This window comes from Micromonospora sp. NPDC049275 (assembly GCF_043197115.1).
Lineage (GTDB): Bacteria > Actinomycetota > Actinomycetes > Mycobacteriales > Micromonosporaceae > Micromonospora.
This window is the reverse complement of sequence record NZ_JBICSN010000013.1, coordinates 1-15,092: the sequence shown is the minus strand read 5'-3', so window position 1 is coordinate 15,092 and position 15,092 is coordinate 1. Positions and strand designations below refer to the sequence as shown.

General features: G+C 71.5%; 13 protein-coding genes and 1 riboswitch. Of the genes, 5 read left to right on the top strand and 8 right to left on the bottom strand.

The window, feature by feature from the left end:
- Window positions 1-35 precede the first annotated feature (35 nt).
- Together ACGFIE_RS27445 and ACGFIE_RS27440 are read left to right on the top strand one after the other, a co-directional pair.
- Window positions 36-971, top strand: a complete 936-nt coding sequence (locus tag ACGFIE_RS27445) for a GNAT family N-acetyltransferase (RefSeq protein WP_393299850.1) — start codon at window positions 36-38, stop codon at window positions 969-971.
- A gap of 77 nt (window positions 972-1,048) precedes the next feature.
- Window positions 1,049-1,294 carry a hypothetical protein gene (locus ACGFIE_RS27440; RefSeq protein WP_393299847.1) on the top strand — a complete coding sequence of 82 codons (246 nt, stop codon included), beginning with the start codon at window positions 1,049-1,051 and terminating at the stop codon, window positions 1,292-1,294.
- Between the two features lie 58 nt (window positions 1,295-1,352).
- Here the strand turns inward: ACGFIE_RS27440 and groL are convergent, their stop codons facing one another.
- The 3 genes from groL to ACGFIE_RS27425 form a co-directional block, all read right to left on the bottom strand.
- Window positions 1,353-2,975 (bottom strand): chaperonin GroEL, encoded by a 1,623-nt coding sequence (gene groL / locus ACGFIE_RS27435; RefSeq protein WP_363684641.1) that lies wholly within the window; start codon window positions 2,973-2,975, stop codon window positions 1,353-1,355.
- 272 nt (window positions 2,976-3,247) lie between these two features.
- Window positions 3,248-4,447: a hypothetical protein gene (locus ACGFIE_RS27430; protein ID WP_393299844.1), complete on the bottom strand. Its 1,200-nt coding sequence runs from the start codon at window positions 4,445-4,447 to the stop codon at window positions 3,248-3,250.
- Between the two features lie 119 nt (window positions 4,448-4,566).
- Window positions 4,567-4,770, bottom strand: coding sequence for a cold-shock protein (locus ACGFIE_RS27425; protein WP_039909088.1), 204 nt, complete (start codon window positions 4,768-4,770; stop codon window positions 4,567-4,569).
- A gap of 347 nt (window positions 4,771-5,117) precedes the next feature.
- Between ACGFIE_RS27425 and ACGFIE_RS27420 the strand changes: the two genes are divergently transcribed.
- Complete coding sequence (locus ACGFIE_RS27420) at window positions 5,118-5,648, top strand: GNAT family N-acetyltransferase (RefSeq protein ID WP_393299841.1); 531 nt, start codon at window positions 5,118-5,120, stop codon at window positions 5,646-5,648.
- A gap of 166 nt (window positions 5,649-5,814) precedes the next feature.
- Here the strand turns inward: ACGFIE_RS27420 and paaN are convergent, their stop codons facing one another.
- Window positions 5,815-7,488: a phenylacetic acid degradation protein PaaN gene (gene paaN, locus ACGFIE_RS27415; protein ID WP_393299838.1), complete on the bottom strand. Its 1,674-nt coding sequence runs from the start codon at window positions 7,486-7,488 to the stop codon at window positions 5,815-5,817.
- 149 nt (window positions 7,489-7,637) lie between these two features.
- Here paaN and ACGFIE_RS27410 point away from each other — a divergent pair, with 149 nt between their 5' ends.
- Window positions 7,638-9,854, top strand: a complete 2,217-nt coding sequence (locus tag ACGFIE_RS27410; protein ID WP_393299835.1) for a hypothetical protein — start codon at window positions 7,638-7,640, stop codon at window positions 9,852-9,854.
- Here ACGFIE_RS27410 and ACGFIE_RS27405 read toward each other — a convergent pair.
- The 3 genes from ACGFIE_RS27405 to ACGFIE_RS27395 all read right to left on the bottom strand — a co-directional run bounded on the left by ACGFIE_RS27405 (window position 9,844) and on the right by ACGFIE_RS27395 (window position 13,572).
- On the bottom strand, window positions 9,844-10,863 hold the full coding sequence (locus tag ACGFIE_RS27405) for a GNAT family N-acetyltransferase (protein ID WP_393299832.1): 1,020 nt from the start codon (window positions 10,861-10,863) through the stop codon (window positions 9,844-9,846). The genes ACGFIE_RS27410 and ACGFIE_RS27405 overlap by 11 nt on opposite strands.
- A gap of 243 nt (window positions 10,864-11,106) precedes the next feature.
- Window positions 11,107-12,393 (bottom strand): threonine synthase, encoded by a 1,287-nt coding sequence (thrC, locus tag ACGFIE_RS27400; protein WP_363684653.1) that lies wholly within the window; start codon window positions 12,391-12,393, stop codon window positions 11,107-11,109.
- An 8-nt stretch (window positions 12,394-12,401) separates the two neighbouring features.
- Window positions 12,402-12,536: riboswitch (SAM riboswitch) on the bottom strand.
- 67 nt (window positions 12,537-12,603) lie between these two features.
- Window positions 12,604-13,572, bottom strand: coding sequence for a DMT family transporter (locus ACGFIE_RS27395; RefSeq protein WP_393299829.1), 969 nt, complete (start codon window positions 13,570-13,572; stop codon window positions 12,604-12,606).
- A gap of 90 nt (window positions 13,573-13,662) precedes the next feature.
- Here ACGFIE_RS27395 and ACGFIE_RS27390 point away from each other — a divergent pair, with 90 nt between their 5' ends.
- Complete coding sequence (locus tag ACGFIE_RS27390; protein WP_358103261.1) at window positions 13,663-13,968, top strand: metalloregulator ArsR/SmtB family transcription factor; 306 nt, start codon at window positions 13,663-13,665, stop codon at window positions 13,966-13,968.
- A 59-nt stretch (window positions 13,969-14,027) separates the two neighbouring features.
- Here ACGFIE_RS27390 and ACGFIE_RS27385 read toward each other — a convergent pair whose 3' ends face one another.
- Window positions 14,028-14,477 carry a DoxX family protein gene (locus ACGFIE_RS27385; RefSeq protein ID WP_393299826.1) on the bottom strand — a complete coding sequence of 150 codons (450 nt, stop codon included), beginning with the start codon at window positions 14,475-14,477 and terminating at the stop codon, window positions 14,028-14,030.
- Window positions 14,478-15,092 lie beyond the last annotated feature (615 nt).

The window sequence follows — 15,092 nt, the reverse complement described above, 5'->3', positions numbered from 1 at the left end:
GGCCACCGCCAGCAGGTGATCTAGGGTCGGCGACCATGGACGCCGAGATCACCGTCACCGAGCTCAGCCCCGACCTCGCGCCCGCCGTGGCACGGTTCTGCGCGCAGGCGCTCGACCTGCCCGAGGACGCCGCCGAGGCGGCCGCCATCGTGGACGTGTTGTGGACCCGGGCGGCCGCAGATCGTCAGGTGGTCGGACTGGGCGCGTACCGGGGAAACGACCTGGTCGGGGTGCTGCTCGGCTCGGTGTCGCCGACCGAGGTGGGCATCGGGCACGTGGACCTGGTCGCGGTGCTCCCCGGGCAGCGCCGTCGGGGGGTGGGCCGCACGTTGTTGGCGCGGGCCGAGCAGGCACTCGGCCAGCGCGGCGTCACCGAGGTGCTGCTGGCCGGAAACCCGCCGTACTACGCCTGGCCGGGCATCGACGTGCGCTACACGCCAGCGGTGTGCGCCGCCCTGGCGCTCGGCTACCACCAGGACCGGACCGCGTGGAACATGACCGCTGACCTGTCGTACGACGAGTCGCCGGCGCTGCGGTCCACGGAGGCCGCGGAGCGGCGACTGGCCGGGCAGGGCGTCACGGTACGCCGGGCGGAGCCCGCCGACCTGCCGGCGCTGGAGGCGTTCGCCCGGTCCACCTTCGGCGGCACCTGGGACGGTGAGCTGGCCGGATCGGTGGGCCGCGCGGGGGCCGGCTGCCACCTGGCGGAGCGGGCCGGCGAGGTGCTGGGCTTCGCGGCCTACGGATCGTCCCGGCCGAGCTGGTTCGGGCCGATGGGCACCGCGCCCTCCGCCGAGGGTTCCGGCATCGGCGGGGTGCTGCTGCGACGCTGCCTGCGCGACCAGCGGGCGGCGGGGGTGGACCTGGCGCAGATCGGCTGGGTGGGGCCGGTGCCGTTCTACTCCGGCAGCGCTGGCGCCCGGATCGAGCGGGTCTTCTTCCTGTACCGGCGGACCCTACCGGTGACGTGAGAGGGCAAATGGGACATGAAGCCATTTGCCCTCATGACCCATCGACGCCCCCTACCGTTTCGGTAGAGGAGGCAGCCATGACCACGGATGACGACCAGACCGAGGACGGCCCGCCGATCACCTGGAAACCGGTCGGCGACCTGCCCGGCCAACTGCCGTTCGACCGGCTCGACTACGGCGACGCAGAGCAACTGGCCGAGATGACCACCGACGGCGAGCCGCTGGCCGAGGATCCGCAGGAGATGGTGGACGCGCCGATCCAACTGCTGCCGCCGTACGACCGGGCGCAGAAACGCCGCAACCAACGCCCACTGCCCACCTGACGACGAACGGGGCGGACCGCGTCAGCGGCCCGCCCCGTTCGGTGTGTCGGAACTGGACTCAGAAGTCCATGTCCCCGCCACCCGGGCCAGCCGGGGCAGCCGGGGTCTTCTCCGGCTTGTCCGCGACAACGGCCTCGGTGGTGAGGAAGAGCGCCGCGATGGAGGCGGCGTTCTGCAGCGCCGAGCGCGTCACCTTGGCCGGGTCGATGATGCCCGCGGCCAGCAGGTCGACGTACTCGCCGTTGGCGGCGTTGAGGCCGTGACCCGCTTCGAGGTTACGGACCTTCTCCACCACGACGCCGCCCTCGAGGCCGGCGTTGACGGCGATCTGCCGCAGCGGGGCGTCCAGCGCGACCTTGACGATGTTGGCACCGGTCGCCTCGTCGCCGACCAGGTCCAGCTTGTCGAACGCGGTCTTGCCGGCCTGCACCAGCGCGACGCCACCACCCGGGACGATGCCCTCCTCGACGGCCGCCTTCGCGTTGCGAACGGCGTCCTCGATGCGGTGCTTGCGCTCCTTGAGCTCGACCTCGGTGGCCGCGCCGACCTTGATGACCGCAACGCCGCCGGCCAGCTTGGCCAGCCGCTCCTGCAGCTTCTCGCGGTCGTAGTCGGAGTCGCTCTTGTCGATCTCGGCCCGGATCTGGTTGACCCGGCCCTGGATCTGCTCGGCGTCACCGGCACCGTCGACGATGGTGGTCTCGTCCTTGGTCACCACGACCTTGCGGGCACGGCCCAGCATGTCGACGCTGACGGCGTCCAGCTTGAGGCCGACCTCCTCGCTGATGACCTGACCACCGGTGAGGATGGCGATGTCGCCCAGCATGGCCTTGCGGCGGTCACCGAAGCCCGGCGCCTTGACGGCGACCGACTTGAAGGTGCCCCGGACCTTGTTGACGACCAGGGTGGCCAGGGCCTCGCCCTCGATGTCCTCGGCGATGATCAGCAGCGGCTTGCCGCCCTGCATGACCTTCTCGAGGATCGGGAGCAGGTCCTTGACCGACGAGATCTTGCTGTTGACGATCAGGATGTAGGGGTCGTCGAAGACGGCCTCCATACGCTCCGGGTCGGTCATGAAGTAGGCCGAGATGTAGCCCTTGTCGAAGCGCATACCCTCGGTGAGCTCCAGCTCCAGCCCGAAGGTGTTGCTCTCCTCGACGGTGATGACGCCTTCCTTGCCGACCTTGTCCATCGCCTCGGCGATGATCTCGCCGACGGTGCTGTCGCCAGCGGAGATGGAGGCGGTGGAGGCGATCTGCTCCTTGGTCTCGACGTCCTTGGCGAGCTTGGACAGCTCCTCCGAGACGCTCGCGACAGCGGCCTCGATGCCCCGCTTCAGGGCCATCGGGTTGGCGCCGGCGGCCACGTTGCGCAGGCCCTCGCGAACCAGGGCCTGGGCCAGGACGGTCGCCGTCGTCGTGCCGTCACCGGCGACGTCGTCGGTCTTCTTGGCGACCTCCTTGACCAGCTCGGCGCCGATCTTCTCGTACGGGTCCTCGAGCTCGATCTCCTTGGCGATGCTCACACCATCGTTGGTGATGGTGGGGGCACCCCACTTCTTCTCGAGCACGACGTTGCGGCCCTTGGGGCCGAGGGTCACCTTTACGGCGTCGGCGAGCTGGTTCATGCCCCGCTCGAGGCCGCGGCGCGCCTCTTCGTCGAACGCGATCATCTTGGCCATACGGCGTTGTCCTCCTGGACACTCACGGGCCACCCGAGATGTGTGCCCCGGATGGGCCGCCTGGTGTACGCACCTTGGGACGTCGCCACCTGGCGACGACGACGTCCTTCGGCCGGGCCGGATAGCCCGCGACGACCGGCCATGTGCCGCCCCGGCGTCTCCACGCCTGGGCAACCTGGCCCCACCGTCCCGACCATTGGCACTCACGGTATGCGAGTGCCAATGACTTGTTTAGCACTCTCACCTGTCGAGTGCAAGCACGATGGGCCCGCTCAGCCGAGTTCCGCCGCCAGTGCGGCCCCGTTCACCGGCGCCTCATGGGCGCGTTGCTCGGCGTACGTGACCAGCAGACCGATCAACTGGGCGAGGTGGGCAGGCAGCGCCAACACCGCCGTGACGCCGATCACCGCCACCACCCCGGCCGCCGAGCCCGGGGAGGCGAACGGATCCGTACCGATCGCGGTGGTGCCCGCCGACTCCAGGAAACCGGGAACCGCGGTGCCGACGACCACGGCCGCGCCCACCAGTGCCACCCGACCGAGCATCAGCCCGAGCCGGGCGTGGAACATTTCGAACGACCGGCCGATCGGGTTCTGCCGTTCGAAGAGGTAGATCGGGCCGGCCATGCTCAACGCGAACACCAGATAGATGCCCGGCAGGACGCAGAAGCAGATACCGATGCCGACGAGCAGGCTGACCAGCAGCGTCCAACCCCACAGACCGAGCGCCCGGCGCAGGCCGTACCGCAGTGCCGAGCCGAGGTCGCCGGGCCGGCCGGTCGCCTGCTGGGTGATCACCCAGCTGCCCGCGGCCCACCCCAGCGCCTGCACCAGACCGATCAGCAGGCTGCCGCCGGCCAGCACGGCGACGAGGGTTGCCAGGGTGGCGACGAAGTTGTCCGGCAGTCCGGCGGCCGGATCCATCTCGGCCTGCGCCTCCCAGCCGGGCGACGGGTCCAGACCGAGCGAGATGACCGAGAGCACCGCCGCCGGCAACACCTGCGTGAGCAGCATGATCGGCACCAACTGCCGCCAGCCCCGGCGCAGCGCGCCCCCACACCGCTCGAACCATGCCCCGATGCCGGCGCCGGGCGGAGTGACCAGGGCGTCGTGCGGGTCGAGCCCGTGACCCGGCGGGTACCAGCCGACCGGCGCCCCCGGATACCACGGCTGCCCACCGTACGGACCCGTACCGGGCGGATAGGCGCCGGCGGGCGGATAGGCCCAACCCTGCGGCGGCGGGCCCCCGCCACCCTGCCCGGGATCCCAGCCGGGAGGCGGACCAGCGGGTGGCGCCCAGGCACCCGGCACGGGGTCCCAGCCGGGAGGCGGACCGGCCGGCGGCTGCCAGCCGCCCTGAACGGTGGGATCCGGCGGACCCGCCGGGACGCCGGAGGCGGGTGAGGTGGGGTCGGACGGGCTCGGTTCACCCGGCCCGGAGGGCGTGGTGGGTGGGGGCGACTGGTCGGTCATGAACCCTCCTCAGCATCGGCTGGAACGGTTCACGATCTTCCCGGTTGGGTGTCCACACCGCAGCACCGACCCGCCAGCCGATCGGGGCGATCCGCGAGCGAGGAGATTGAGGAGATCGCTCAGGCGATGACGCGTACGTGTTCCGCCTGCGGGCCCTTCTGGCCCTGGGCGATCTCGAACTCCACCCGCTGGCCGTCGTCCAGCGCCTTGTAACCGTCCATCTCGATCGCGGAGAAGTGGACGAACACGTCCTGACCGCCGTCAACGGCGATGAAGCCGTAGCCCTTCTCGGCGTTGAACCACTTCACGGTGCCCTGTGCCACGGTGCACTTCCCTCACTCTTGCGCGGCGTTGCCTGCCCGGGCGCGCGGCACGGCCGGACGCCCTCGACCACCGCCCCAGCGATCGACGACGGCCGCTGAAAGAGGTGACCGAAATCGCACGCTACACGAGGAGTGACGGCCGCGCACGACCCCAAATCGGGCATATTCCTGGGTGGCCGACCAGGGCCAGGGCAGGGCCGGAAAGGGTCGTGGACGACCGGTCCGGAGCGGCACCGGCTCGTCGACCGAGCGGCCGGCGGCAGCCCGGCCCACCGGCCCATCCGGCCGAGCGACGGTGGCCCCTGGCACTCCCGAAGCCGCTCCCGCCCTGTGGTAGGCATGCAGACATGACCACCGATATCGGCTCAGCCGCGGCTCGGCAGGCCGAGATCCACCGGGTTCGACCCGAGGACGCCGCCCGGATGCGGGCGCTACGTCTGGAGATGCTCGCCGACGCGCCGTTGGCCTTCCTGGAGACCCTGGCGGACGCGGCGGCCCGGCCGCACCGCGAGTACGCCGCCCGGGTCGCGTACACCTCGGCCGGCCCGAACAACGCGCAGTTCGTCGCGGATCCGGGCGGTCGGCTGGTCGGCCACGCCGGCGGCACTGTCGCTCCGAACGAGCCGGGAGTGACTGTCATCTACGCCGTGTACGTCACGCCGGCCTGGCGGGGCAGCGGGCTGCTCGGCGAGCTGATCGACGGGGTGGCCTCCTGGTCGCGAGCCTGCGGCCGGCCGGAGCTGCTGCTGGAGGTGGTGGTCGGCAACGACCGCGCCTACCGGGCGTACCAGCGGCTGGGCTTCACCGACACCGGCGTACGAGTCCCCCACCCCACGATCCCCAAGCTGAACGAACTACAAATGCGCCGAACCGCCTAACCAGAGAACCCTCCCAGGGCAGAACCACTGAGATGCCCCAAAAGCTGGATGCGTCAGCGACAACGCTGCTCACGGAGGGGTTTCCGGGGCAGCCCGACCCGCGCAGGGATCAAGCCTGACCGCCCGAAGCGGGTCGGGCTGCCCCGGAAACCCCAAACCGCAACCACTACACGTGACGCCGAGACTGCACGATCCGGAACCGGTTAGCCACGTAAGCCCCGTCCGTCAACGCCGAGTTCGCCGCCGCGTTCGCCCCGCTGCCGTGGAAGTCGGAGAACGCCGCCGACTGGTTGACGAAAACACCGCCGGTGAGGTTGCAGGACAGGTGCACCCCGACCTCGACCGCCACCGCCTCGGTGGCGTCCAGCACCGCCTCGTCGGTGGAGTAGACCGCCGCCGTGAGCGCGCCCTTCTCCCCCACCGTCCGGCGCAGCAGCTCCAGGCTGTGCGCGGTGGAGTCGGTGGCGATGGCGAACGAGATCGGCCCGAACCACTCCCGGCCGTACGTCTCCGCGTCGTCCGCGGTCAGCTTCACGATCGTCGGGGTACGCACCACCGCGTCGGCGTACGACGGGTGCGCCACGGACCGGGACTCCAGCACCGGCTCACCCACCTTGGTGACCTCGGCCAGCCGCTCCAGCACCCCGTCGTTGACGATGGCGCCGGTCAGCTCGACGCCCCGGGCCGGGTCGGCGGTGAGCTTGCCGACCGCCGCGGCGATCCCACCGGCCACCTCGTCGAAGCTCTTGTGACCCTGGTCGGTCTCGATGCCACCGGCGGGGATGAGGATGTTCTGCGAGGTGGTGCACATCTGCCCGCTGTAGAGGGTCAGCGTGAAGCCGAGGTTGCGGCACAGCCCGGCGAAGTCGTCGGTGGAATCGATGACTACCGTGTTCAGCCCGGCCTTCTCGGTGTAGACCGACGCCTGCCGGGCGTGCGTCTCCAGCCAGTCGCCGTACTCGGTGGAGCCGGTGAAGTCGACGATCTTGACGGAGCGGTGCAGGGCCAGGTCGCTGGCGAGCTTCTCGCCGGGCGCCTCGGCCGCCAGCATGATCAGGTTCGGGTCGAAACCGGCCTCGGCGAGCACCTCCCGGGCGTACTTCACGGTGATGGCCAGCGGCAGCACCGCGCGCGGGTGCGGCTTCACGATCACCGGGTTGCCGGTGACAAGCGAGGCGAACAGCCCCGGGTACGAGTTCCAGGTCGGGAAGGTGTTGCAGCCGATCACCAGCGCCACCCCACGCGGCACCACGTGGAACGTCTTGGTCATCCGCAGCGGGTCGCCCTTGCCTGCGGCCTTCTCCCAGCCGGCCGTGCCCGGGTGCCGGGTCATCTCGGCGTAGGCGTACGCCACCGCCTCCAGCGCCCGGTCCAGCGCGTGCGCGCCGCCGGCCTGGAAGGCCATCACGAACGCCTGCCCGCTGGTGAACTGCACCGCGTTGGCCAGCTCGAAGATGTGCTTGTGCAGCCGGTCGAGGATCTCCAGGCAGACACCCACCCGGGCCTGCGGGCCGGCGTCGCGCCAGGTCGGCAGCGCGGCGGAGGCGGCGGCGATCAGCTCGTCGGTGCCGGCGTGCGGGTAACGCACCGCCAGCTCGACCCCGAACGGGCTCGTCTCGGTGGCGATCCGCTCGCCGGTACCCGGCTGGTCGAGGGGGAAGTCACCACCCAGGTACGCCTCGAAGGCGGCCTTGCCGTCGGCGGCGGCGGTCTCGCCGTACACGCGAGGGCTGGGGGATTCGGGGTACGCGGACCAGTAGCCCCGCTCCGTGATCGCGGTCAGCGCACGGTTGAGGGTGTCGGCGTGCCTGTCGTACAGGGGATGCGGGGTCTCCGTCATGCCCGCCATCATGCAACAGCCGGGCCCACGAGCAGTAGGGGCGGATGCCGACGCGGCAGGCACGGCCGAGCGGCAGCGCGCGGCCCGGCCCGGGATTGGTCGTGACGCCGACGGGTACCCGCCGTCCTCGGGCCAGGAGAGGACAACGGGTGAGGATCACGGAGATCCGGGTGCACGGGGTCGCCGACAAGGGTCCGGAGACGATCCTCGACCGGCCTGTGGTGTCGCGGGTCGCGGGGGACGACGAGGCCGGCTTCTACCGACCCCGGCCGGGCTTCGGCGATCCGGAGGGTCCGGGCGGGCCGGCGCTGGAGGCGTACCGCTGGAGCAGGTTGACCGGCGGCACCGCGACCCGGACGTTCTCGCTGGTCCTGCTCCTGCCGTTCATGCTCAGCAACATCGCTGTCTGGATGCTGCCGGTGGCCGGTCGGCCCGGCGGCGTGGCTCGGGCGCTCTGCCGTCTGCTGGCCGCGTCGATGACCGCGATGTACGTGCTCTCCGCGGTCGGTGCCACCCTGGACCTGATCGCCTGGCAGTGCGCGGCGTACCCGCGGTGCCTGGAGGGGCGACGGGAGATCTCCTGGCTGGGCGGCGTGCCGCCGGGTCAGCGCCTCGCCCTGCTGGCCGTGCTGCCGATCATCGCGGTCGCCCTCATCTGGCGGGCCGGCGCTCGCACCTCGCAGCTACCCGAGGACGGCGTGCACATGCCCGGGGTGGGCGCGGATCGGCTCGACACCCCCGCCTTCTGGGACAACCGGGTGCTGCTGCGCCGGCTGCGCTCGGTGCACGTGGCCGTGGCGCTGGGCACGCTCGACGCCACGCTACTGGTGGTCCTGGCCCCGCACGACGGTGCCCCGCCCGGCTACGTGCTACTGGTCGCGGACGGGCTGCTGCTCGTCGTCGCGCTCGTCGCGCTCTGCCGGTCGGCCATGGACGGGCACGGCGAGCAGCGCCTGCTCACCGCCCGGGGGTTGCGGTGGACGGCTGTCGCGCTCACGGCGCTGACCCTGGGCTACGCGTTGTGGCCCCGGCCGCCGTGGTCGGCCACCGGCACACTGCCCGGGTACGGTCGCCTCGTCTCCCTGCTCTTCGCCGCGCAGGTCGTCCTGCTCGCGGTGCTGGGACTGGTGGTCCTGGCCCAGCGCCACCACCTGCCGCGCCCGCGCCCCCTGATCAGCCGGCTGGGTGCCCCGCTGATGAGTTCGATAGCGATCGGGCTCGCCGTGTCGTACTCGTCCGGGCTGACCTACACCCTCGCCGAATACCTGGACCGGGGCTCCAGCCCCACACCGGTCCGGCCGCTGCCGCCCGGCGCGCCACCGCTCTCGCCCCCGACCGCGTACCGCTGGGCCACCCTCGGCTTCTCCCTGGCGGTCCTGGTGGTCGTCCTGGTGGCGGTGCTGGGCAGCCGGATCGGCCGGGCGCGGCAGCTCCGGGCAGCCGAGGAGCTCGTCCGGCGGGACTTCCCCGAGGCGCCCCAGGTGCCGCCGGAGCGGGTGCGGGCCGTCCGGGACGCCGTCGTCCGTGCCGCCCGCACGGACCGGCTCTGGCCGCTGCTCCCGACGGCGTACGCGGTGCTGGCGGTGCTCACCCTGACGGCGGCGGGGTTGTCGGTACGAGGGCAGGGGCCGGGTGCGCTCGCGCTGCGGCTGGGCGGCCTGTCGCTGGCCCGCCCGGTGGTCTTCGTGACCGATCTGGGCGCCCTGCTGATCGGCCTGTTCGCCGTATTCCTGGCCGGGGCGGGACTCGTCGCCTACCGGTCCGGCCCGATCCGGCTGGTCGGGGTGCTCTGGGACCTCGCCACCTTCTGGCCACGCGCCGCCCATCCCCTCGCCCCGCCCTGCTACGCCGAGCGGGCGGTTCCCGAGCTGACCCGCCGGATCGGGCAACTCACCGCCGACGGGGGCGGGGTGGTGCTCTCCGGCCAGAGCCACGGCAGCGTGCTGGCCGCGGCGACGGTGCTCCAACTTCCCGACGACTCCCGCCGGCGGGTCGCGCTGCTCACCTACGCCGCGCCGCTCGGCAACAGGTACACCAGGTACTTCCCCGCGTACGTCAACGAGCGTGTGCTGCGGGAGTTGGGTGACCGGCTGTCCTGGCGGTGGGTCAACCTGTGGCGGTACACCGATCCGATCGGCGGGCGGATCTTCCGCCCCGACGAGACGGAGGCGCCCGACGACCCGGCGAGCCAGGTCGACCGCTGGGTACGCGACCCGAAGACCCTGCTGGTGCCGCCGACCGACACCGTGCCGCCCCCGGTCCGGGGACACCGCTTCATCCCGGACGAGGACTTCCACGCCGCGGTTCGGGAGCTGGCTCGGCGGCTGGAAAAGCCGGAGGCCGGGCCGCCCACTGTCAGAGGGTGAGCTGCCAGTCGGTCCAGGCGTCCACCGGCCGGAATCCGAGCTGCTCGTTGATCGCCACCATGTAACTGTTGCTGGCCGCGTTCCAGGTGTCGATGACGCGTACCGCCGGCTCGTGGGTGAGCAGGTGGTGCAGGTTCTCCGCCTTGACGATCAGGCCGAGGCGGTGCCCACGGTGGGCCGGGTCGACGAGGGTGATCTGCTGGAAGGCGTGCCAGTCGGCGGAGGCGCCCACGTCGAGCAGCGTCCAGGCCACCAACCGGCCGGACGCCTCGTGCCGCATCCCGAGGTGGTAGCGCCGCCGGCCCTTCGCGTCCAACGCGCGCTCGTTGCCCCGGATGCGTTCGGCGTCCACCTGCTCCGGCTCCCACTGCACGTCACCCATGGGCGCGTCCATCATCAGCCGGCCGTCCAGGTAGGCGACGTCCGCCACGTACTCCTGCGGGGTGTTCCCCTGCCAGCAGACCGACCGGTAGCCCTCGGCCCGCGGCTGGGCCTCGGCCAGGGCCGCCCGCAGCGCCACCCGGTCGATGTCGGCGATCTCCAGCCGACGTCGCACCTCGGCGAGTGCGGGCTGGGCGCCGATCGAGGCGGCGAACGCTCCGCCAGCGCCCGATCGGGCCGGCCCAGCGGGCAGCGCGGAGACGGCCATCCCGATCACCCGCTTGCGGCCGTGCTCACGCAGCAGGCGCGCCCCGTACTCGTGCAGTGCCCGGCCGACGCCCCGCCGCCGCAGGGCGGGACGCACCGTCAGCTCGGCGGTGGCGTTCTCGGGGTTGTCGAGCTGCGGCAGGTCGAGCTGGAGGTAGCCGGCCGGCACCCCGTCCAGCCGGGCCAGCGCCCAGAGCGTTCGGGTGCCGGGGGCCGGCGTGTGGAACTGCGCGTCGAAGCGCCGCCGGCAGAAGGGTGGGAAGTCCGGAAGATCGACCTCGGTGGCCGCCACCCCGACCCGGTACGCCTCGTCGACCGCGACCCGGTCGGTGCCGTCGAACGACGCGATCGTGATGCTCATGACGGGGAGCCTGACAGCCGGGAAAGCGATCGGGCCAGCGATTAAATCGCTGGCCCGATCGAACGTGGTCGGGAGGGACACTCGCACAACGCCTCCGGCGTTGGGTCGCAAGAACTTCAAAAGTCTCCGGCGAAATGCCCTCCCGCACGGAGCATCTTGCGCCGTCCGGTTCCTGCCGTCAAGTCCAGACCGGCGGGTTTTCCACACTCACAGCGAAAACCCAGTTACCGGACGACTCGGGGGTCAGCCGAGGAGGCCGGCATCCCGCGCGGCGCGCAGGCTGGGCTTGATGTGGTGGGTCGGGCCGACCTGACCGGCCACCGCGTCGATGGTCTTCAGACCCTCGCCGGTGTTGAAGACGACCGTCTCCGCAGTGGGATCGAGCCGACCCGACTCGACGAGCTTGCGCAGCACCGCCGCGGTCACCCCGCCCGCCGTCTCGGCGAAGACGCCTGTGGTGCGGGCGAGCTGACGGATGCCGGCGCGGATCTCGTCGTCGTCGGCGTACTCCATCCAACCGCCGGTGCGACGGACCGCCTCCAGGGCGTAGAGGCCGGCGGCCGGGTCGCCGATGTTGAGCGACTTGGCGATGCCGGTGGGCTTGACCGGGATGATCGTGTCGGTGTCGGCGTGCAGCGCGGTGGCGATCGGGTTGCAGCCGGCCGACTGGGCGCCGAAGACCTTCCAGCCGCCGGCCGGCGCCTCGACCAGGCCGATCTCGACCAGCTCGGAGAAGGCCTTGTCAATCTTGGTGAGCAGCTCGCCGCTTGCCATCGGGATGACCACCTGGGCCGGGATGCGCCAGCCGAGTTGCTCGGCCACCTCGTAGCCGAGGGTCTTGGAGCCCTCCGCGTAGTACGGGCGGACGTTCACGTTGACGAACGCGGTGTCCTCGAATTCGTCGGTCTCCACGAGCTCGCCGCAGAGCCGGTTGACGTCGTCGTACGAGCCGTCGATGGCGACCAGCTCGCCGCCGTAGACGGCGGTGGTGATGACCTTGCCCTGCTCCAGGTCGCTGGGAATGAAGACGACCGAGGGCACGCCGGCGCGGGCGGCGTGCGCGGCCACCGAGTTGGCCAGGTTGCCGGTGGACGCACAGGCGAACCGGGTGAAGCCGAGCGCCTTCGCGGCGGTCAGCGCCACCGAGACGACCCGGTCCTTGAACGAGTGGGTCGGGTTGGCGCTGTCGTCCTTGACCCACAGCGGCGCGGTGATACCCAGCTCGGCGGCGAGGTGCGGGGCCGCCACCAGCGGGGTCAGCCCTGGGTCGAGGGTGACCCGGGTGGCCGGGTCCTGACCGGCGGGCAGCAGCGCGGCGTACCGCCAGATGTTGTTCGGGCCGGCCTCGATCTGCTCCCGGGTGACCGTGGCCAGGGCGGCGGTGTCGTAGTCCACCTCGAGGGGGCCGAAACACTCGTAACAGGCGTGCTGCGCGGCGAGCGGGTAGCGGGCCGAACAGGCGCGGCAGACCAGGGCGCGGGCGGGGCTGGCGGAGGTGTCGATACCGGAGGCGGCGAGCGTCGACGTCATGTCGAGTCCTCTCATCTTTCCCCGCATCGCACTGTGCGGCGGGGACGGAATTGGCACCTGCCCCGCCTGTCGCTCAGCGGTGAGCCGCGGGGTGGTTGCCGGGGCGTCGTCGGGCCGTATCCCTCAGCCCCTCTGGATGAGGTATGCAGTTGTGTCGTCGAGTCTAGGCAACGTTGCCGGTGGCCTCCACCTGGTATCCCAGGGAGTGGGTCAGCGGGCGGCCACCGCCACCGGGTCGACCACCGCGGCCGGGTCGGTGACCGCGCTGGACTGCGGCAGGGACGACGACCGGGTCCGCGCCCTGGTGGCGAGGTTCGCGGCGACCAGGGCGGCGATGGTGATCGCGGCGCCGACCAACTCGATCGTCTCCGGCCGGTAGCCGCGGGCGATCTGCACGACGAACGTGGTGACCGGGACCAGGTTCATGAACAGGGCGGCGTTGGCAGCGCCCAGCCGCTGCACACCCGTGTTCCAGGCCAGCACCGCGACGACGGCGGCGACGATCACGGCGTACGCCAACTGCGGGGTGACCGCCACGAGGTCGGCGGCGGCCGGCGCGTGCTGCCACCCGACGGCGTCGGCGCCGATGCTCGCGGCCAGCATGGCGGCCGTGCCGGCGAGCGCGGTGAGCGTGGTGAAGCGCAGCGGCGACCAGGCGCCGAACCGGCTGGCGCCGTGGGTGTAGATGCCCCAGCCGAGCACCGCGCCGATCATCATGAGCCCGCCGAGACCGAACTGACCGAGCCCGGCCAGGCTCCCGCGGGTGATCACCAGGCCGACTCCGAGGAGCGCCACCAGCGAGAGGGCCAGCAGGAGCGGCTTCGGTCGTACGCCGTCCCGGGCCCAGCGGACGAGCTGGGTGATGACCGGCGTGGTGGCCACGAAGAGGGAGATCTGCTGCGGGGCGGCGTGTTCGAGCGCCAGGTTGGTGAGCAGGTTGAAGCCGGCGAAGCCGACGACGCCGAGCACCACCACCTCGACGCCCCGTCCGCCGAGCCGCAGCGCGGCCGAGCCCTCGCGGAGCAGCAGGATGGCGACCAGGATGACGGCGGCCAGCAGGTAGCGGGCGGTGGTCAGGTTGAGGGGGTCGACCCGGCTCAGCGCGCTGGCCAGGATCGGAAACATCGCGCCCCAGGCGAGCACGGCGAGCAGCGGATAGGCGGCGGCGCGAGATCGCATCGTCAGCTCCTTGTTCGAGTATCTTCGAACCAACGACACCGACCATAGGGTGTTGTTTGATAGTTGTCGAACAAGGGTTAGGCTGGTCACATGGAGCCGCACGAACCCGACCTGACCGCCGTACCAGTCACCGCCGTGCTGGCCGCACTCGCCGACGACGTGCGGCTGCAGATCGTGCGGGCGCTCGCCGAGGGCGGCGAGGCCGCCTGCGGCAGCTTCGACTTCGGCGTCTCCAAGGCGACCCGCAGTCACCACCTGAAGGTGCTGCGCGAGGCGGGCCTGACCCGAACCCGGGCCGCCGGCACCAGCAGACTGGTCCGACTCCGCCGCGACGAGGTCGACAAGCGGTATCCGGGCCTCCTGGACGCCGTCCTCACCCCGCGCCCTCCAGCCTGACGCCGCCACGCCGCCGAAGCCGCCTCGTCGAGGCTCCGGCGGCGCGCGGTACGGGGCGGTCAGGCAGAGGCGGGACTGGGGTCGGCCACCGCCGCCGGCGGAGCGTCGGCGCGACGCCGGGCGAACAGCGCGTCGAGCGCCCAGGGGCCCGAGCCGAGTGCCGCGACCAGCAGGAACGACCAGCAGAAGAGCGCCGACAGCTCACCGCCGTTGTGCAGCGGAAGCAGGTCTTCGGGCTGGTGGACCACGAAATAGGCGTACGCCATCGAGCCGGAGGCAAGGAGCGCGGCGGGCCGGGTGAAGAGCCCGGCCAGCACCAGCGCGCCGCAGACCAGTTGGATCAGCGCGGCCCACCAGCCCGGCCAGGAGCCGAAGGGTATGGCCGCGCCGGTCATCGGGTTGCCGCCGAACAACCCGAAGACCGAGGACAGGCCGTGGAGCATGAACAGCAGGCCGGTCACGATGCGGAACAGGGACAGGGTCGGCCCGCCGAGCCGAGAGACGTTCATGGAGACCTCCATCGAAGGGGATAGATGTCTTCAATGGTGAGGCACGAATGTATCCAGGATAATAAATTCCTTGCTCGTGGGAAAATCCCCGACCGAAATATTTCGGCACAGGCGTTCGGCGGTGTGCGCCTGCCAGAGTGGACAAGCGCCATGTGAGCACCCTTGAGCTGCACCTCCGTGCCCGCGTGCCCCGATTGGGGCGCCAGCCCAATCTCGCCGAGGGACCGCCCCCGACCTGAACGCACTGCCCCTGCCATGCAGGCCGCGCAGCCTGTCGAGCGGTCCATACAGCCTGTCGAGCTGCCCCGCGAATGAGGCAGCTTCCCCCGCCCCCCCCCCCGGACCCGCCGACCCCCAACCCTCAACCCTCAACCCTCAACCCCGGCTCCGGCCCCGACCCCCAACCCGACCCCCGACCCCGACCCCGGCCCCGGCCCCGGCCCGGCCGCCGCCCGCTGTACGGCGCAAACCCCGCCTCCATGGAGGCCAGACCCTGGCAATCTTGGACAGTTTCCGTTAGCGGGGCGGGCTCAACTGGTGGTTGCAACACTCAGGAGCTGGGTCATCTTCTCACCTGGGGTGGCCCAGCCCAGGGTCATACGGGGGCGGTCGTTG